General features: G+C 65.6%; 17 protein-coding genes. 10 read left to right on the top strand and 7 right to left on the bottom strand.

Going from position 1 to position 17,435, the window contains the following annotated elements; translation table 11 throughout:
• Positions 1-4: 4 nt before the first annotated feature.
• From NJG22_RS15310 to NJG22_RS15300, 3 genes are all read right to left on the bottom strand, one after another.
• Positions 5-1,669: a cation acetate symporter gene (locus tag NJG22_RS15310; RefSeq protein WP_253095656.1), complete on the bottom strand. Its 1,665-nt coding sequence runs from the start codon at positions 1,667-1,669 to the stop codon at positions 5-7.
• On the bottom strand, positions 1,666-1,977 hold the full coding sequence (locus NJG22_RS15305; RefSeq protein ID WP_134689284.1) for a DUF485 domain-containing protein: 312 nt from the start codon (positions 1,975-1,977) through the stop codon (positions 1,666-1,668). The genes NJG22_RS15310 and NJG22_RS15305 overlap by 4 nt, the downstream gene beginning before the upstream one ends.
• 213 nt (positions 1,978-2,190) lie before the next feature.
• A complete protein-coding gene (locus NJG22_RS15300; protein ID WP_253095653.1) occupies positions 2,191-3,048 on the bottom strand; it encodes a glycine betaine ABC transporter substrate-binding protein in 858 nt (285 codons plus the stop codon).
• 234 nt (positions 3,049-3,282) lie between these two features.
• Here NJG22_RS15300 and NJG22_RS15295 point away from each other — a divergent pair, with 234 nt between their 5' ends.
• Positions 3,283-4,818 carry a beta (1-6) glucans synthase gene (locus NJG22_RS15295; RefSeq protein WP_253095652.1) on the top strand — a complete coding sequence of 512 codons (1,536 nt, stop codon included), beginning with the start codon at positions 3,283-3,285 and terminating at the stop codon, positions 4,816-4,818.
• A gap of 75 nt (positions 4,819-4,893) precedes the next feature.
• On the opposite strand, the gene NJG22_RS15290 is transcribed toward NJG22_RS15295, so the two are convergent.
• Positions 4,894-5,247 carry a hypothetical protein gene (locus tag NJG22_RS15290; RefSeq protein ID WP_253095650.1) on the bottom strand — a complete coding sequence of 118 codons (354 nt, stop codon included), beginning with the start codon at positions 5,245-5,247 and terminating at the stop codon, positions 4,894-4,896.
• A gap of 212 nt (positions 5,248-5,459) precedes the next feature.
• Here NJG22_RS15290 and NJG22_RS15285 point away from each other — a divergent pair, with 212 nt between their 5' ends.
• Together NJG22_RS15285 and NJG22_RS15280 are read left to right on the top strand one after the other, a co-directional pair.
• Positions 5,460-6,758 carry a serine/threonine protein kinase gene (locus tag NJG22_RS15285; RefSeq protein ID WP_253095648.1) on the top strand — a complete coding sequence of 433 codons (1,299 nt, stop codon included), beginning with the start codon at positions 5,460-5,462 and terminating at the stop codon, positions 6,756-6,758.
• Positions 6,751-7,566 carry a VacJ family lipoprotein gene (locus tag NJG22_RS15280; protein ID WP_253095647.1) on the top strand — a complete coding sequence of 272 codons (816 nt, stop codon included), beginning with the start codon at positions 6,751-6,753 and terminating at the stop codon, positions 7,564-7,566. The genes NJG22_RS15285 and NJG22_RS15280 overlap by 8 nt, the downstream gene beginning before the upstream one ends.
• 37 nt (positions 7,567-7,603) lie before the next feature.
• Here the strand turns inward: NJG22_RS15280 and NJG22_RS15275 are convergent, their stop codons facing one another.
• Together NJG22_RS15275 and NJG22_RS15270 are read right to left on the bottom strand one after the other, a co-directional pair.
• Positions 7,604-8,746: a patatin-like phospholipase family protein gene (locus NJG22_RS15275; protein ID WP_253095645.1), complete on the bottom strand. Its 1,143-nt coding sequence runs from the start codon at positions 8,744-8,746 to the stop codon at positions 7,604-7,606.
• A gap of 80 nt (positions 8,747-8,826) precedes the next feature.
• Complete coding sequence (locus NJG22_RS15270; protein WP_253095643.1) at positions 8,827-9,762, bottom strand: lipid A biosynthesis lauroyl acyltransferase; 936 nt, start codon at positions 9,760-9,762, stop codon at positions 8,827-8,829.
• A gap of 100 nt (positions 9,763-9,862) precedes the next feature.
• Between NJG22_RS15270 and minC the strand changes: the two genes are divergently transcribed.
• The 7 genes from minC to NJG22_RS15235 all read left to right on the top strand — a co-directional run bounded on the left by minC (position 9,863) and on the right by NJG22_RS15235 (position 16,570).
• Complete coding sequence (minC, locus tag NJG22_RS15265) at positions 9,863-10,624, top strand: septum site-determining protein MinC (protein ID WP_253095641.1); 762 nt, start codon at positions 9,863-9,865, stop codon at positions 10,622-10,624.
• A gap of 97 nt (positions 10,625-10,721) precedes the next feature.
• Positions 10,722-11,534, top strand: coding sequence for a septum site-determining protein MinD (gene minD / locus NJG22_RS15260; RefSeq protein WP_110736460.1), 813 nt, complete (start codon positions 10,722-10,724; stop codon positions 11,532-11,534).
• Between the two features lie 3 nt (positions 11,535-11,537).
• On the top strand, positions 11,538-11,792 hold the full coding sequence (gene minE / locus NJG22_RS15255) for a cell division topological specificity factor MinE (protein ID WP_134689299.1): 255 nt from the start codon (positions 11,538-11,540) through the stop codon (positions 11,790-11,792).
• A 157-nt stretch (positions 11,793-11,949) separates the two neighbouring features.
• Positions 11,950-12,585, top strand: a complete 636-nt coding sequence (locus NJG22_RS15250; protein WP_248919106.1) for an RluA family pseudouridine synthase — start codon at positions 11,950-11,952, stop codon at positions 12,583-12,585.
• Positions 12,586-12,711: 126 nt separating this feature from the next.
• On the top strand, positions 12,712-14,001 hold the full coding sequence (locus NJG22_RS15245) for a M18 family aminopeptidase (RefSeq protein ID WP_253095639.1): 1,290 nt from the start codon (positions 12,712-12,714) through the stop codon (positions 13,999-14,001).
• A gap of 215 nt (positions 14,002-14,216) precedes the next feature.
• Complete coding sequence (locus NJG22_RS15240; RefSeq protein WP_167388396.1) at positions 14,217-14,387, top strand: hypothetical protein; 171 nt, start codon at positions 14,217-14,219, stop codon at positions 14,385-14,387.
• Between the two features lie 44 nt (positions 14,388-14,431).
• Positions 14,432-16,570 carry a mechanosensitive ion channel family protein gene (locus tag NJG22_RS15235; protein ID WP_253095637.1) on the top strand — a complete coding sequence of 713 codons (2,139 nt, stop codon included), beginning with the start codon at positions 14,432-14,434 and terminating at the stop codon, positions 16,568-16,570.
• A gap of 1 nt (position 16,571) precedes the next feature.
• Here NJG22_RS15235 and NJG22_RS15230 read toward each other — a convergent pair whose 3' ends face one another.
• Positions 16,572-17,285: a UTRA domain-containing protein gene (locus NJG22_RS15230; protein ID WP_253095635.1), complete on the bottom strand. Its 714-nt coding sequence runs from the start codon at positions 17,283-17,285 to the stop codon at positions 16,572-16,574.
• Positions 17,286-17,435: the final 150 nt, after the last annotated feature.

Below are 17,435 nucleotides of genomic sequence, written 5' to 3'. Positions count from 1 at the left end.
CCGATCAGTGCGACACGGCGCCACTGGCCCCCAGGCCGGTCTGCGAACGGACGAACTGTGGGAAGAACAGCGCGCGTTCGTCTTCAGCCGCCTTGGACTTGTCGGTGACCGAGAAGAACCAGATGCCGGCGAAGGCGATGATCATCGAGAACAGCGCCGGATACTCGTAAGGGTAGATGGCTTTGTCGTGACCGAGGATCTGCACCCAGATGGTCGGGCCGAGGACCATCAGGCCCACCGCGCTGATCAAGCCCATCCAGCCGCCGATCATGGCGCCGCGGGTGGTCAGCTTCTTCCAGTACATCGAGAGCAGCAGCACCGGGAAGTTGCAGCTGGCAGCGATGGAGAACGCCAGGCCGACCATGAAGGCGATGTTCTGGTTTTCGAACAGGATGCCCAGGCCGATCGCCAGCACGCCCAGGGCGACGGTGGTGATCTTCGACACGCGGATCTCGTCCTTGTCGTTGGCCTTGCCCTTGCGCCAGACACTGGCGTACAGGTCGTGGGACACCGCCGAGGCACCGGCCAGGGTCAGGCCGGCGACCACCGCCAGGATGGTGGCGAAGGCCACCGCCGAGATGAAGCCGAGGAAGATGCTACCGCCCACCGCATCGGCCAGGTGCACCGCGGCCATGTTGTTGCCGCCCAGCAGGGCGCCGGCGGCGTCCTTGAAGTCCGGGTTGGTGCTGACCAGCAGGATCGCGCCGAAGCCGATGATGAAGGTCAGGATGTAGAAGTAGCCGATGAAGCCGGTGGCGTAGAGGACGCTCTTGCGCGCTTCCTTGGCATCGCTGACGGTGAAGAAGCGCATCAGGATGTGCGGCAGGCCAGCGGTACCGAACATCAGCGCCAGGCCCAGCGAAAACGCCGAGATCGGGTCCTTGACCAGGCCGCCCGGGCTCATGATCGCCTCGCCCTTGGCGTGCACCTTGACCGCCTCGGAGAACAGCGTGTTGAAGTCGAAGCCGACGTGCTTCATCACCATCAGCGCCATGAAGCTGGCGCCCGACAGCAACAGCACTGCCTTGATGATCTGCACCCAGGTGGTGGCGAGCATGCCGCCGAACAGCACGTACAGGCACATCAGGATGCCGACCAGGATCACCGCCACGTGGTAGTCCAGGCCGAACAGCAGCTGAATCAGCTTGCCGGCACCGACCATCTGCGCGATCAGGTAGAAGGCCACCACCACCAGCGAGCCCGAGGCCGACAGGGTGCGGATCTCTTTTTGCCCGAGGCGGTACGAGGCGACGTCGGCGAAGGTGTACTTGCCCAGGTTGCGCAGGCGTTCGGCGATCAGGAACAGGATGATCGGCCAGCCGACCAGGAAGCCGATGGAGTAGATCAGGCCATCGTAGCCGGAGGTGAACACCAGCGCCGAGATGCCCAGGAACGAGGCCGCCGACATGTAGTCGCCGGCAATCGCCAGGCCGTTCTGGAAACCGGTGATGCGGCCACCGGCGGCGTAATAGTCAGACGCCGACTTGTTGCGTTTGGAAGCCCAGTAGGTAATCCCCAGGGTGAAGGCGACGAAGGCCACGAACATGGCGATCGCCGAGACGTTCAGCGGCTGCTTGTGCACCTCGCCGGTCAGGGCGTCGGCGGCCCACACGGCGGGTGCGAAAGCGCCGCAGGCCAGAACGGCCAGGGTTTTGGCGTGACGGATCATTGCTTGGCCTCCTCGAGGATCGCCTTGTTCAATTCATCGAACTCGCCGTTGGCGCGGCGCACATAGATGGCGGTGAGCACGAACGCCGAGACGATCAGGCCGACGCCCAGGGGAATGCCCCAGGTGATCGACGAATCGGGGCTCAACTTGGCACCCAGCAGATGCGGGCCATAGGCGATGAGGAGGATGAAGGCGCAGTAGAGGCCGAGCATGATCGCCGAGAGGATCCAGGCGAAGCGCTCGCGCTTGGTGACCAGCTCCTTGAAGCGCGGGCTGTTCTGTATCGAGAGGTAAATGCTGTCGTTCATTGTTTTTGTCCTAGCAGCACAGATTAGGGAGAACCCGACTCCACTTTATGCTGCCGTTGGACGCCAACCAGACGACCTTAGTCTTAGATGCAACGGTGTTTTACAGATTTGGTAACAACCCATCGTACATTGCGGGGCAATCCCGCTCCCACGCAGGACTTCGAAATCCGTGGGAGCGGGCTTGCCCCGCGATAGGCATACCCCAGCTTCCGCTTATTTACCCGTCCACTCCTTGACCCGCTCCGGGTGCTTGGCCACCCAGTCCTTCGCCGCGGCCTCAGGCTTGGCACCCTCCTGGATCGCCAGCATCACCTCGCCGATCTCGTCCTTGGACTGCCACTGGAATTTCTTCAGGAACTCGGCCACTTCCGGTGCCTTGCTCGCCAGTTCCTTGCTGCCGATGCTGTTGACCGTCTCGGCCGCGCCATAGACGCCCTTGGGGTCCTCGAGGAACTTCAGCTTCCACTTGGCGAACATCCAGTGCGGCACCCAGCCGGTCACCGCGATGGACTGCTGCTTGGCGTAGGAGCGCCCCAGCTCGGCAGTCATCGCCGCGCCGGAACTGGCGGTGAGCTTGTAGCCCGTCAGCTCGTAGTCCTTGATCGCCTGCTCGGTCTTGAGCATCACCCCGGAGCCGGCGTCGATGCCGACGATCTTCTGCTTGAAGCTGGTGTCGGTCTTGAGGTCGGCAATGCTGCTGGCCTTGACATACTCGGGGACGATCAGGCCGATCTTGGCATCCTTGAAGTTGGGGCCGTAGTCGACCACGTTGTCCTTGTTCTTGGCCCAATACTCGCCGTGGGTCACCGGCAGCCACGCCGACAGCATGGCATCCAGCTTGCCGGTGGCCACACCCTGCCACATGATGCCGGTGGCCACCGCCTGCAGCTTCACGTCGTAGCCGAGTTTCTGCCTGATCACTTCGGCGGCCACGTTGGTGGTCGCCACGCTGTCCGACCAGCCGTCCACGTAACCGATGCTCACTTCCTTGGCCATTGCCTGCGCGGTGCTCATGGCCAATACCAGGGCGGTGCCCACGCCCAGGAAACGTCGCATTCTTGTAATCGTCATCAAGGCATCCCCTCGTCAGGTCTTGGAGAGTGCATCATCGACCTGCCCCCAAGGGCGACCTGCTCTGTCAGCGACCTCCAGCGAACGATCAGCGACAGCACTGTGCCATTAACGCCATCGCGCGCGGTGGCCCTGCGCGATCCTTGCATGCCAAAGGCTTGGCGCCGGGCTACTATCACAGGCCCTTGGGGCGGCACAGCGGCCCCGTATCCGAATTCGACGATGGACCGCCCGATGTCGCGCACCCCCTACCTGTTCGCCTGCCTGCTGGCCATGCTTGGCCTGGGCGCCCTCTGGCATGGCCTGGGCAGGCCCGTGCACCTGGCCGACGCCGCCAGCCCGGCGCACAAGCTGCAATGCGCCTCCTACACCCCGTTCGACAAGGACCAGTCGCCGTTCGACCAGCCGTTTCGCTTGCGCCCAGCACGCATGGACGCCGACCTGGCCCTGCTCGCCGAGCGTTTCCAGTGCATCCGCACCTATTCACAGGCTGGCCTCGAGGCGATCCCAGCGCTGGCGCGCAAGCACGGCCTGAAAGTGATGCTCGGCGCCTGGGTCAACGCCAACCCGATCGACACCGACAAGGAAATCGACCTGCTGATCGCCGCCGCCAAGGCCAACCCAGATGTGGTCAGCGCGGTGATCGTCGGCAACGAGGCGCTGCTGCGCAAGGAGGTCACCGGCCAACGCCTGGCCGCGCTGATCGCCAAGGTCAAAAGCCAGGTGCCGGTGCCGGTGACCTATGCCGATGTCTGGGAGTTCTGGCTGCAACACCCCGAGGTGGCGCCGGCGGTGGACTTTCTGACCATCCACTTGCTGCCCTACTGGGAGGACGATCCGCACGGCATCGACGCGGCGCTGGCCCATGTCGCCGAGGTGCGCCAGGTGTTCGGCAAGCGTTTCGCGCCCAAGGATGTGCTGATCGGCGAAACCGGCTGGCCCAGCGAAGGCCGCCAGCGCGAGACCGCAGTGCCGAGCCGGGCCAACGAGGCACGTTTCATCCGTGGTTTCGTCGCCCTGGCCGAGGCCAATGGCTGGCGCTACAACTTGATCGAGGCCTTCGACCAGCCGTGGAAACGCGCCAGCGAAGGCGCGGTAGGGGGTTACTGGGGCCTGTACGATGCCGACCGCCAGGACAAGGGCGTGCTCGAAGGGCCGGTGAGCAACCTGGCGCGGTGGCCGCAATGGTGGCTGGCCAGCGCACTGCTGTTGCTGGCCACCCTGGCCTTGGCCGGGCGCCCGGCGGATCGCCGCGCCGCCCTGCTGCTGCCCCTGCTCGGGGCGCTGGGCGCCGCCAGCCTGGGGCTGTGGGGCGAACTGATGCGGACCAACGCGCGTTTCGCCGGGGAGTGGCTGTGGGCACTGGCGCTGGCCGGCTTGAACCTGCTGGTGCTGGCCCACACGGCCTTGGCCCTGGCCCGCCGCGAGGGCTGGCGGCAACGGCTGTTCGCCTGGCTCGAGGCGCGCGCCGGCAGCTGGCTGCTGGCCGCAGGCTTCGCCGCGGCGGTCAGCATGCTGGCGCTGGTGTTCGACCCGCGCTACCGCAGCTTCCCCAGTGCCGCGCTGCTGCTGCCGGCGGTGGTTTATCTGCTGCGGCCGGTGCCGGCGCGGCGGGCGGAGGTGGCGTTGCTGGCGTTCATCGTCGCTGCCGGCATAGCGCCCCAGTTGTGGCGCGAGGGGCTGGCCAACCAGCAAGCCTGGGGCTGGGCGCTGGTCAGCGTGCTGATGGTCGGCGCCTTGTGGCGCAGCCTGCGGTTGCGCCTGGGGTAACGCCATCGCGCGGCAAGCGCGCTCGCACCCAGCCACTGTCCTGGCTGTCGTTGTGCAAGCGGGCTTGCCCCGCGATCAGGCCCTGACCAACCGCAAGCCGGCCAACACCAGCGCAAACACCGCGATGCTCGCGGTATACAGCACCAGCGCCGGAATCGCGCACAGCAGCGCCAGCCCCGCCAGCCACCTGCCGCCCCGCCGGGGCACGGCCTGGGCCAGCAGCGCCAGCCCCAGCGCCGCCCAGGCCATCACCTGGAAGTGAATCGCCAGGCCCAGCAACGAACGCACCTCGCACTGCCAGAGCGCCCCTGGCACTGCGCACAGGCCCACCCAACGGGCGTCTTCCATCAATCCATAACGCACGCCGTAACTGGCTGCCAGCCACAACGCCAGACACAACACCGCAAAGATCGGCCACGAACGCGTCATCCCGCTCTCCCATTGCGGTCATCGAAGCGCTGCATGATCACCCAGGGGCCGTTGTAAGGCAAAATCATGGCCCTGGGCTATGTTGCACAAGACAGCAATCGCCGGCTGCGGCAACATCTGGCGCGACAAAGGCATGAGCGGCTGGCAACTTTGCACCCGCTGCCATGGTCCTAGCCTGCGTACTGCACGACCTGTTTGCCCTGGGGGACTCCATGCTTCGATCTTTGCGCCTTGCTGCCCTGCTTGGTGGCCTGCTGGTGACAGCGCTCGCTACGGCGCGGGACATCGACCCCGCCAGCTACGGCTACCCGCTGAAAAACCCGTTCGAGGCGACCATCGCCACCACCCCGCCGGACCAGCGCCCGACGCTGCCCAGCGACGACGACATCGACCAGGCCGACTACAGCCTGACCCTGCGCCCAGAGCGCGAGTTCACCCTGCCAGACAACTTCTGGTCAGTGAAAAAGCTGCGCTATCGCCTGGCCCAGCAAGACCACCAGGCGCCGCTGATCTTTCTCATCGCCGGCACCGGCGCGCCCTACTCCAGCAGCATCAACGAGTACCTGAAGAAACTGTTCTACCAGGCCGGCTACCACGTGGTGCAGCTGTCTTCGCCGACCAGCTGGGACTTCATGAGCGCCGCCTCGCGCTTCGCCACCCCCGGCGTGACCCGCGACGACGCCGAAGACCTGTACCGGGTCATGCAGGCCGTGCGCGCCCAGCACCCGCGCCTGCCGATCAGCGATTTCTACCTCAGCGGCTACAGCCTCGGCGCGCTGGATGCGGCGTTCGTCAGCCACCTGGACGAAACCCGGCGCAGCTTCAACTTCAAGCGCGTGCTGCTGCTCAACCCGCCAGTCAACCTGTACACCTCGATCAGCAACCTGGACAAGCTGGTGCAAACCCGGGTCAAGGGCATCGACAAGAGCACCACCTTCTATGAGTTGATGCTGGAAAAACTCACGCGTTACTTCCAGGAAAAGGGTTACATCGACCTCAACGAGGCGCTGCTGTACGACTTCCAGCAATCCCGCGAGCACCTGTCCAACGAACAGATGGCCATGCTCATCGGCACCTCGTTCCGCTTCTCGGCGGCCGATATCGCCTTCACCTCCGACCTGATCAACCGCCGCGGCCTGATCATCCCGCCGAAGTTCCCGATCACCGAGGGCAGCAGCCTCACGCCGTTCTTCAAGCGGGCCCTGCAATGCGACTTCGACTGCTACCTGACCGAGCAGGTGATCCCCATGTGGCGCGCGCGCACCGACGGCAACAGCCTGCTGCAACTGGTCGACCAGGTCAGCCTGTACGCCCTGGAAGACTACCTGCGCAGCAGCCCCAAGATCGCCGTGATGCACAACGCCGACGACGTGATCCTCGGCCCCGGCGACATCGGCTTCCTGCGCCGGGTGTTCGGCGAACGCCTGACGCTCTACCCCCATGGCGGCCATTGCGGCAACCTCAACTACCGCGTCAACAGCGACGCCATGCTGGAGTTCTTCCGTGGTTAACAGACTGCTGCTCGTCACCGCCCTGCTCGCCAGCACCCAGGCCCTGGCCGACGAAGTCGCGCCACGGGCCAGCGTGGTCGAGGCCGACAACATCGGCACCTTGTCGGCCGAGCCCGATGGGTTTCTCGACCCGCTGCGCGAACTGAAATTCAACCCCGGGCTCGACCAGCGCGAGTTCGAACGCTCGACCCTGGCCGCGCTGAACGTCTACGACCCGCTGGAGTCGATGAACCGGCGCATCTACCACTTCAACTACCGCTTCGACCAGTGGGTGTTCCTGCCGGTGGTGGACGGCTACCGCTACATCACCCCCAGCTTCGTGCGCACCGGGGTAAGCAACTTCTTCAACAACCTCGGTGATGTGCCGAGCCTGTTCAACAGCGTGCTGCAGCTCAAGCCCAAGCGCTCGGCCGAGATCACCGCGCGGCTGATGTTCAACACCCTGATTGGCGTGGGCGGGCTGTGGGACCCGGCGACCAAGATGGGCCTGCCGCGCCAGAGCGAGGACTTCGGCCAGACCCTGGGCTTCTATGGCGTGCCGGAAGGGCCGTACCTGATGCTGCCGATCCTCGGCCCGTCGAACCTGCGCGACACCACCGGGCTGGTGGTGGACTACGTGGGGGAGAAGGAAATCAACTACCTGGATGTGCCCGACAGCGCCAGCGAGCATCCGCAGATCACCCTGCTGCGGGCGGTGGACAAGCGCTACAACACCAACTTCAGCTATGGCCAGACCAACTCGCCGTTCGAGTACGAGAAGCTGCGCTACGTGTATACCCAGGCGCGCAAGTTGCAGATCGCCGAATAAGACCCTCCTACAGGGGGTAGGTGTGCAACCTGGATCATCAGATCCCCAGGAACTGACACAGCTCGCGCTGCTTGGCCAAGGCATCCTTGCGCCCCAGCTCGATCAATTCGCTGCAATAGCTGGCCTCGAACAGCAAGTAGCTCAGCACCCCCGCGCCACTGGTCTTGGTGGCCCCAGGCCCGCGCAGGAACAGCCTGAGCGCCGCGGGCAATTCACGCCTGTGGCGGGCGGCGATCTCGTCCAGCGGCTGGCTGGGCGCCACCACCAGCACCTCGATCGGCGCCAGGCCCAGGCGCCGGGCGTCCAGGTGCGCGGGCAGCAGGTGGCTGAGGTGGTTGAGCCGCTGCAACAGCTCGATATCGTCCTCGAGGCTGTCGATGAAGGTGCTGTTGAGCATGTGCCCGCCAATCTGCGCCAGGCTCGGCTGCTGGCCACTGAACACCCGCTGGGTTGGCAAGGGCGGCGCTGGCCGCTGCGGGTTGCCGCTGACGCCGACCACCAGCACGCGGCTGGCGCCCAGGTGCAGCGCCGGGCTGATCGGCGCCGATTGGCGCACCGCGCCGTCGCCGTAGAACTCCTCGCCCAGGCGCACCGGGGCGAACAGCAGCGGGATCGCCGAACTGGCCAGCAGGTGGTCGATGGTCAAGGGCGTGGGCATGCCGATGCGGCGGTGGCGCAGCCAGGGTTCGATGGTATCGCGGCCCTGGTAGAACGTCACCGCCTGGCCCGACTCATAGCCAAACGCGGTGACGGCAATGGCGCGCAGCTGGTTGCTGGCCAGGGAATGGGCAATGCCGTCCAGGTCCAGGTGCTGGCGCAACAGGCCACGCAACGGGCTGCTGTCGAGCAACGCCACCGGTGCCTGGCCGCCGATGCCCAGCAGGCTGTGGCCGACGAAGCGGCTGGCCTGGCGGATCACCCCAGGCCAGTCGCTGCGCAGCACCAGGTGGCTGCGAACGTTCTGCCAGAACGCGGTCAGGTGCTGCACCGACTCGCCGAAGCGGGTGGCGCCGCTGGCCAGCTTGACGGCGTTGATGGCACCGGCCGAGGTGCCGACGATCACCGGGAACGGATTCGCCGCGCCAGCGGGCAGCAACTCGGCGATGCCGGCCAGCACGCCGACCTGGTAGGCGGCGCGGGCACCGCCGCCAGAGAGGATCAGGCCGGTGGTCGAGGTCATGCATCCTTCCTGGAGTCAGTGGTTGCCAGTACCGGCCCTATCGCGGGGCAAGCCCGCGCCCACGCAGCATAGGCAAAGAGCTAGCGTTTTTTCTTGTCGTACAGCCGCGGTTCACCCTCGGGCCGCGACTTGAAGCGCCGGTGCGCCCACAGGTACTGCTCCGGGCAGTCGCGCAGCACACCTTCGACCCACTGGTTGATGCGCAGGCAGTCGGCCTCCTCGGTTTCGCCGGGGAAATCCGCCAGCGGCGGGTGTACCACCAGACGATAGCCGCTGCCGTCCTCCTGGCGCTTCTGGGTGAAGGGAATCACCCGCGCCTTGCCCAACCGGGCGAACTTGCTGGTGGCCGTGACCGTGGCCGCGGGGATGCCGAACAGCGGCACGAAGATGCTCTGCTTCATCCCGTAGTCCTGGTCCGGCGCGTACCAGATCGCCCGCCCCTTGCGCAGCAGCTTGAGCATGCCGCGCACGTCGTCGCGCTCCACCGCCAGCGAATCGAGGTTGTGCCGCTCGCGGCCCCGACGCTGGATGAAATCGAACACCGGGTTGCCATGCTCGCGGTACATGCCGTCGATGGTGTGCACCTGGCCCAGCAGCGCGGCGCCGATCTCCAGGGTGGTGAAGTGCACGGCCATCAGGATCGCGCCCTCGCCGTCGCGCTGGGCGGCCTGCAGGTGCTCGAGGCCTTCGATGTGCGCCAGGCGCGCCAGGCGGGCCTTGGGCCACCACCAGCTCATGGCCATCTCGAAGAAGGCGATGCCGGTGGAGGCGAAGTTTTCCTTGAGCAGGCGCTGCCGTTCGTCGCCGGACAGCGCCGGGAAGCACAGTTCCAGGTTGCGCGCGGCGATGCGCCGGCGCTCGCCGGCCACCCGGTACATCAGCGCGCCCAGGGCGCGCCCCAGCCCGAGCAGGGCGCGGTACGGCAGCTGCGCGACCAGCCACAGCAGGCCCAGGCCCAGCCACAGGGCCCAGAATCGGGGGTGAAGGAAAAGGGCTCGAAAACGCGGGCGTTCCATTGAAGCTTCCGGCAAGACAAGGGCCGGGCATTCTACATCGGTTGCGGGCAATCGGTCTTATCGCTATAAGTCAGGGCACTTTTCTCGCAACAAGCCGTCTATGCAGACCATGAGCCTCAACCAGACACCCGACAACGCCCCCGTGTTCCAGCTCAAGGGCAGCATGCTTGCCATCACCGTGCTGGAACTGGCGCGCAACGACCTCGAGTCCCTCGACCGCCAGCTGGCGGCGAAGGTGGCGCAGGCGCCGAACTTCTTCAGCAACACCCCGCTGGTGCTGGCCCTGGACAAACTGCCCGCCGACGAGGGCGCCATCGACCTGCCCGGGCTGATGCGCGTGTGCCGTCACCATGGCCTGCGCACCCTGGCGATCCGCGCCAGCCGCATCGAGGACATCGCCGCGGCGATCGCCATCGACCTGCCGGTGCTGCCACCGTCCGGCGCCCGCGAGCGCCCGGTCGAACCAGAGCCCGAGGTGAAGGTGCCCGAGCCAGCCCCCGCGCCGCCCCCGGCAGCGGTCGAGCCCGAAGTGCGCCCCACGCGGATCATCACCTCGACCGTGCGCGGCGGCCAGCAGATCTACGCCCAGGGCGGCGACCTGGTGGTCACCGGCTCCGTCAGCCCCGGCGCGGAACTTCTCGCCGATGGCAACATCCATGTGTACGGCGCCATGCGTGGCCGTGCCCTGGCAGGTATCAAGGGCAACACCAAGGCACGCATCTTCTGCCTGCAGATGACCGCCGAAATGGTCTCGATCGCCGGCCAGTACAAAGTCTGCGAGGACTTGCGCCGCGACCCGCTGTGGGGCTCGGGCGTGCAGGTCAGCCTGTCCGGCGACGTGTTGAACATCACCCGTCTTTAACGGATACTTGCCGGCATTTTTAGCGCAACTTTTTTCCCGTTGCCGTTTTTATGTATTTGCAGGGACGCCTGTCCCGTTTATTTAGGGGTGAAACACCTTGGCCAAGATTCTCGTGGTTACTTCCGGCAAGGGGGGTGTGGGCAAGACCACCACCAGCGCCGCTATCGGTACCGGCCTCGCGCTGCGCGGGCACAAGACTGTCATCGTCGACTTCGACGTCGGCCTGCGTAACCTCGACCTGATCATGGGCTGCGAACGTCGCGTGGTGTACGACTTCGTCAACGTGGTCAACGGCGAAGCCAACCTGCAACAGGCCCTGATCAAGGACAAGCGCCTCGAGAACCTGTTCGTGCTGGCCGCCAGCCAGACCCGCGACAAGGATGCGCTGACCAAGGAAGGCGTCGAGAAAGTGCTGATGGAGCTCAAGGAGCAGTTCGACTTCGTCGTCTGCGACTCGCCCGCCGGTATCGAGAAAGGCGCCCACCTGGCGATGTACTTCGCCGACGAAGCCATTGTCGTGACCAACCCCGAAGTGTCCTCGGTGCGTGACTCCGACCGCATGATCGGCCTGCTGTCGAGCAAGTCGCGCCGTGCCGAGCAAGGCGAAGACCCGATCAAGGAACACCTGCTGATCACCCGCTACCACCCCGAGCGCGTCGAGAAAGGCGAAATGCTTGGCGTCGAAGACGTCAAGGAAATCCTCTCGGTCGAACTGCTGGGCGTGATTCCCGAATCGCAAGCCGTGCTCAAGGCCTCCAACCAGGGCATTCCGGTCATCCTTGACGACCAGAGCGATGCCGGCCAGGCCTACAGCGACACCGTCGATCGCCTGCTGGGCAAGCCAAAGCCGCTGCGGTTCATCGAAGTGCCGAAGCAAGGATTCTTCGCGCGCCTGTTTGGAGGCAAGTAAACCATGAACCTTTTTGACTTCTTTCGTGGCAGACAGAAACAGAGCAGCGCGTCGGTAGCGAAAGAGCGTCTACAGATCATCGTGGCGCACGAGCGCGGCCAGCGCAGCACCCCGGACTACCTGCCGGCCCTGCAGAAAGAGCTGGTCGAGGTGATTCGCAAGTACGTCAACATCGGCAACGACGACGTGCAGATCGAACTGGAAAACCAGGGCAGCTGCTCGATCCTGGAGCTGAACATCACCCTGCCCGAGCGCTGATCCAGCGCCTTCAGGCCGATCCTGGGGCTGCTTTGCAGCTCTTTCGCGACACAAGGCCGCTCCTACAGGGGTTACGCAATCCCTGTAGGAGCGGCCTTGTGTCGCGAAAGGGCCGCAAGGCGGCCCCAGTGGTTTCCATACGCAAAGAGAACCTGCAATGCCGCTGTCGAACATCCAGATCCTTCACGAAGACGCCGCCATCCTGGTGATCAACAAGCCGACCCTGCTGCTGTCGGTGCCGGGCCGCGCCGAGGACAACAAGGACTGCCTGATCACTCGCCTGCAGGAGAACGGCTACCCCGACGCCCTGATCGTCCACCGCCTGGACTGGGAAACCTCGGGGATCATCCTGCTCGCCCGCGACGCCGATAGCCACCGTGAGCTGTCGCGCCAGTTCCACGACCGCGAAACCGAAAAGGCCTACACCGCGCTGTGCTGGGGCCAGCCGGCCCTGGACAGCGGCAGCATCGACCTGCCGCTGCGCTACGACCCGCCGACCAAGCCACGTCACGTGGTGGACCACGAACAGGGTAAGCACGCCCTGACCTTCTGGCGCATCGTCGAGCGTTGCGGTGATCATTGCCGGGTCGAGCTGACGCCGATCACCGGGCGTTCGCACCAGTTGCGTGTGCACATGCTGTCGATCGGGCACCCGCTGCTGGGGGATCGGCTATACGCCAACCCCGAGGCGCTGGCGGCCCATGAGCGGCTGTGCCTGCATGCATCGATGCTGAGCTTCACTCATCCGGTAACGGGCGAACGCCTGAAATTCGAGTGCCCGGCACCGTTTTGAAGTTGTTCGCCGGCAAGCCGGCTCCTACAGAGTGCCCGCTGTAGGAGCCGGCTTTCCGGCGAATAGGTCGACACAAATTGTCGAGCAATTACGCTAAACTCGCGCCACTGCTGTCTGGAGTGACTTATGCGCGATGCCCTGAACGCCGGCCTGATCGAATTCCTCAAGGCCTCCCCGACGCCCTTCCACGCCACCGCCAGCCTGGTGCAGCGCCTCGAGGCTGCTGGCTATCAGCGCCTGGACGAGCGCGACAGCTGGGCCACGGTGCCCGGTGGTCGCTATTACGTGACCCGCAACGACTCCTCGATCATCGCCATCAAGCTCGGCAAGCTGTCGCCGCTGCTGGCCGGCATCCGCATGGTCGGCGCCCACACCGACAGCCCGTGCCTGCGGGTCAAGCCGCAGCCTGAACTGCAGCGCCAGGGCTTCCTGCAACTGGGCGTCGAAGTGTATGGCGGCGCCCTGCTGGCGCCCTGGTTCGACCGCGACCTGTCGCTGGCCGGCCGGGTGACCTTCCGCCGTGACGGCAAGGTCGAGAGCCAACTGATCGACTTCAAGCTGCCGATCGCGGTGATCCCCAACCTGGCGATCCACCTCAACCGCACCGCCAACGAAGGTTGGGCGATCAACCCGCAGAACGAGCTGCCGCCGATCCTGGCGCAGGTGGCGGGTGACGAGCGTATCGATTTTCGCGCCTTGCTCACCGAGCAACTGGCCCGCGAGCACGGCCTCAACGCCGATGTGGTGCTCGACTACGAGCTGAGTTTCTACGACACCCAGGACGCCGCCCTGATCGGCCTGAACGGCGACTTCATCGCCGGCGCGCGCCTGGACAACCTGCTGTCGTGCTACGCCGGCCTGCAGGCATTGCTCGGCGCCGACAGCGACGAAACCTGCGTGCTGGTGTGCAACGACCACGAGGAAGTCGGTTCCTGTTCGGCCTGTGGCGCCGACGGCCCGATGCTCGAGCAGACCTTGCAACGCCTGCTGCCGGACAACGACGACTACGTGCGCACGGTCCAACGCTCGCTGATGGTCTCGGCCGACAACGCCCACGGCGTGCACCCCAACTACGCCGACAAGCACGACGGCAACCACGGGCCCAAGCTCAACGCCGGGCCGGTGATCAAGGTCAACAACAACCAGCGCTACGCCACCAACAGCGAAACCGCCGGCTTCTTCCGCCACCTGTGCATGGCCGAGGAAGTACCGGTGCAGAGCTTCGTGGTGCGCAGCGACATGGGCTGCGGCTCGACCATCGGCCCGATCACCGCCAGCCACCTGGGCGTGCGCACCGTCGACATCGGCCTGCCGACCTTTGCCATGCACTCGATCCGCGAGCTGTGCGGCAGCCACGACCTGGCCCACCTGGTGAAGGTGCTCATGGCGTTCTATCGCAGCCGCGACCTGCCTTGAAATGCCGTTCGCCTGTAGAAGCCAGCTTGCTGGCGAACCAGGCGACGCGGTGAATGGCACCGGCTATGCCGGTGTTCGCCGGCAAGCCGGCGCCTACGTAACGCCTGCAGGCGCCGACTGACCGGTGAACACCCCCTCTCCTGTCCCCGGTCAACCCGCTTCGCCGGTAAGCCGCTATGCTTGATGCATGGCCCCAAAACAGAAGGATTCTGTCCATGTCATCGCCGTTCCTGTCCTTGTTCGTGCCGGTGTTCCTGTTCCTGATGCTGCTGACCATCGGTTTCAGCCTGCGCGAGCGTAACGTCGGGGTGCTGATGATGTGGATCGGCACCCTCGGCATCTTTGGCCTCACCTGCTGGAAGATCCTCGAGAAACTACCGTCGTAAACCTCTACACTCGGGCAATCGTTTGTCCTGAGGTAGAGTTCCCGGTGTCAGCCTTCCTGCGTTGCATCACGCTGCTGTTCCTGTTGTTCGTCACCCCGGTGCACGCCGCCGGCCTGCCGGGCCTGCTCGGTTCGAGCGCCCCCGCCCAGCCCGAGGCCAGCGAGCCCTTGGGCAAGTCGCTGGACGAGGTGATCAAGAACCTGGAAAACGACCAGCAACGGGCCAAGCTACTGGCGGACCTGAAAAAGCTGCGCGACGCCACCAAGCAATCGCAACCCAGTGTCGAACAGGGCGTGCTCGGCCTGATCGGCGGCGCCCTGCATGACTTCGAAAAGCAGTTCAGTGGCGATGCCAGCCCGTTCAATCGCTGGTCGCAGGAGATCGACCAGGCCCAGGAAGAACTGGCCGCGCTGGTGGTGCCGGTGCACCAATGGCCGGCGATCCTGTTCGGTTTCGCCGGGGTGATCGCGGTCTGGGCCCTGCTGGCCTACGCCTTCAACTGGGTCGGCCACCGCGTGCGCCTGCGCTTCGGCCTTACCGAGGAGCTGCCCCAGCATCCGCGCACCTGGGACCTGGTGCGCTTCGCTCTGCGCAAGCTCGGGCCCTGGCTGGTGGCGCTGGTGTTCACCGTCTACCTGAGCATCGTGCTGCCCGCCTCGCTGGGCAAGTCGATGGCCATGGTACTGGCCTACGCGCTGGTGGTCGGCACCCTGTTCTCGGCGATCTGCGTGATCGCTTTCTCGCTGCTCGACGGCCCGCACCGCCACCGCGCCCTGTACATCCTGCGCCACCAGGCGTTTCGCCCGCTGTGGCTGATCGGCAGCTTCGCCGCGTTCGGCGAGGCGATGAGCGACCCGCGCCTGACCACGGCCCTGGGCAGCCACCTGGCCCACGCCCTGGCGACCCTGGCCAATGTCGTCGCCGCGCTGTGCACAGGCTTGTTCATCCTGCGTTTCCGTAGGCCGATCGCCCACCTGATCCGCAACCAGCCGTTGTCCCGGCGCCTGACCCGGCGCACCTTGAGCGACACCATCGAGATTCTCGGCAGCTTCTGGTACATCCCGGCGCTGATCCTGGTGGCGATCTCGCTGTTCGCCACCTTCGTCTCCGCCGGCGACACCAGCACCGCCCTGCGCCAATCGCTGATGTGCACGGTGCTGGTGGTGGTGTGCATGGTGCTCAACGGCCTGGTGCGCCGCCACGCCGCCAACCCCAAGCGCGCCAACAAGCGCCAGGCGGTCTACGCCGAGCGCCTGCGCAACTTCGGCTACCTGCTGGTGCACCTGTTCATCTGGCTGCTGTTCATCGAACTGGGCCTGCGGGTGTGGGGCCAGTCGATGATCGGCTTCGCCGAAGGCGACGGCCATGAAGTAAGCATCCGCCTGCTGGGCCTGGCCGGCACGCTGATCGTCGCCTGGCTGGTGTGGATCCTCGCCGACACCGCCGTGCACCACGCCCTGGTGCGCTCGCGCCGAGGCCTGGCCAACGCCCGTGCGCAAACCATGATGCCGCTGATCCGCAACGTGATGTTCGTGGTGATCTTCATCATTGCGGTGATCGTCGCCCTGGCCAACATGGGCATGAACGTCACCCCGCTGCTGGCCGGTGCCGGTGTCATCGGCCTGGCCATCGGCTTCGGCGCGCAGTCGCTGGTGGCCGACCTGATCACCGGCCTGTTCATCATCATCGAGGACTCGCTGGCCATCGACGACTACGTCGATGTCGGTGGCCACCTGGGCACGGTCGAGGGCCTGACCATCCGCACCGTGCGCCTGCGCGACATCGACGGCATCGTCCATACCATCCCGTTCAGCGAGATCAAGAGCATCAAGAACTACTCCCGCGAGTTCGGCTACGCGATCTTCCGCGTGGCGATCCCGCACAGCATGAACATCGACCAGGCCATCACGCTGATCCGCGAGGTCGGCCAGAAGCTGCGCAACGACCCGCTGATGCGCCGCAATATCTGGTCGCCGCTGGAGTTGCAGGGGGTGGAGAGTTTCGAGTCGGGTTCGGCGATCCTGCGCGCGCGGTTCAAGACGGCGCCGATCAAGCAGTGGGAAGTGTCGCGGGCGTTCAACCTGGCGTTGAAGCGCCAGCTCGACGAAGCCGGGCTGGACCTGGCGACGCCGCGGTTGTCGGTGCAGGTGGTGACCGCGGGTGGCGGCGCGGCGGCCGATTAACCTATCCCGCCTCGGCACGAATGCGGATCGCATCGTGCCGCCAATACTCCAGGTCGCAGTCGATCAGGTGCCCATGCTGGTCGCTGTTGACCCGGGTGATATGTAGCCCAGGGCTGCCCGCCGACACCCTCAACGCCGCCGCCGCCTCCACCGGTAACGCCGTGGGCAGGATCTCGAAGCACACCTGCCCATAATGAATGGCGTACTCCCGCGCATAGACCTCGGTCAGCGACTGGGCCAGGTCCAGGGCGAGAATCCCGGGGAAATAGCGCGGGTTGAGGTAGTGCTCGGCATACAGCACTGCCCGCCCGTCGATGCGCCGCAGCCGGCAGATGCGCACCACGCTGGACAGCGCTGGCAGGCACAGGCGCGCACAGATCGCCGCGGGCGCCGGTTGCAGGCGCGCCGACAACAGCTCGGTGCTGGGCTGCCGCCCCTGGTCGCGGACCATGGCATGGAAGTGGCTGCGCTCGATCAGGTCGTAGGTCAGCCGCTGCGGGGCGACGAACCAGCCGCGCCGTTCCTCGCGGTAGATCAGCCCCATGGCCTCCAGTTGCACCAGCGCCTCGCGCAGGGTGATGCGCGTGGTATCGAACACCTCGCTGAGCCGTCGTTCGGCCGGCAGCTTGCCGCCCGGCGCCAGCAGGCCATGTTCGATCTGCTCCTGCAAGGCATGACAGATGGCTGTTACCGCACGCGGTGGCGTCGCTTGCATCGAAGGTTACCTATCTGGACTAGTCCAGCCCCGAAACAGGGCACGTGGAACGTCGTGCAAGCCTAGGCACGGCTGATGAACATCCTGTGACAAAGGCGCCAGGCAACACTTGCCAGATCCGGGCCAGCCCTCGGAAATCAAGGCTTTCGA

This window comes from Pseudomonas sp. VA159-2 (assembly GCF_024126635.1).
GTDB classification, from domain to species: Bacteria; Pseudomonadota; Gammaproteobacteria; order Pseudomonadales; family Pseudomonadaceae; genus Aquipseudomonas; species Aquipseudomonas muyukensis.
Note: the sequence above shows the minus strand (reverse complement) of the source record. Positions and strands in the feature narration are given on the sequence as shown.

Coding starts and splice junctions, on each gene's coding strand:
- NJG22_RS15295 (WP_253095652.1), top strand. CDS start 3,283: ATGTCGCGCACCCCCTACCTGTTCGCCTGCCTGCTGGCCATGCTTGGC.
- NJG22_RS15250 (WP_248919106.1), top strand. CDS start 11,950: ATGCCGCTGTCGAACATCCAGATCCTTCACGAAGACGCCGCCATCCTG.
- NJG22_RS15310 (WP_253095656.1), bottom strand. CDS start 1,669: ATGATCCGTCACGCCAAAACCCTGGCCGTTCTGGCCTGCGGCGCTTTC.
- NJG22_RS15275 (WP_253095645.1), bottom strand. CDS start 8,746: ATGACCTCGACCACCGGCCTGATCCTCTCTGGCGGCGGTGCCCGCGCC.
- NJG22_RS15245 (WP_253095639.1), top strand. CDS start 12,712: ATGCGCGATGCCCTGAACGCCGGCCTGATCGAATTCCTCAAGGCCTCC.
- NJG22_RS15305 (WP_134689284.1), bottom strand. CDS start 1,977: ATGAACGACAGCATTTACCTCTCGATACAGAACAGCCCGCGCTTCAAG.
- NJG22_RS15300 (WP_253095653.1), bottom strand. CDS start 3,048: ATGACGATTACAAGAATGCGACGTTTCCTGGGCGTGGGCACCGCCCTG.
- minE (WP_134689299.1), top strand. CDS start 11,538: ATGAACCTTTTTGACTTCTTTCGTGGCAGACAGAAACAGAGCAGCGCG.
- NJG22_RS15270 (WP_253095643.1), bottom strand. CDS start 9,762: ATGGAACGCCCGCGTTTTCGAGCCCTTTTCCTTCACCCCCGATTCTGG.
- NJG22_RS15240 (WP_167388396.1), top strand. CDS start 14,217: ATGTCATCGCCGTTCCTGTCCTTGTTCGTGCCGGTGTTCCTGTTCCTG.
- NJG22_RS15230 (WP_253095635.1), bottom strand. CDS start 17,285: ATGCAAGCGACGCCACCGCGTGCGGTAACAGCCATCTGTCATGCCTTG.
- minC (WP_253095641.1), top strand. CDS start 9,863: ATGCAGACCATGAGCCTCAACCAGACACCCGACAACGCCCCCGTGTTC.
- NJG22_RS15285 (WP_253095648.1), top strand. CDS start 5,460: ATGCTTCGATCTTTGCGCCTTGCTGCCCTGCTTGGTGGCCTGCTGGTG.
- NJG22_RS15290 (WP_253095650.1), bottom strand. CDS start 5,247: ATGACGCGTTCGTGGCCGATCTTTGCGGTGTTGTGTCTGGCGTTGTGG.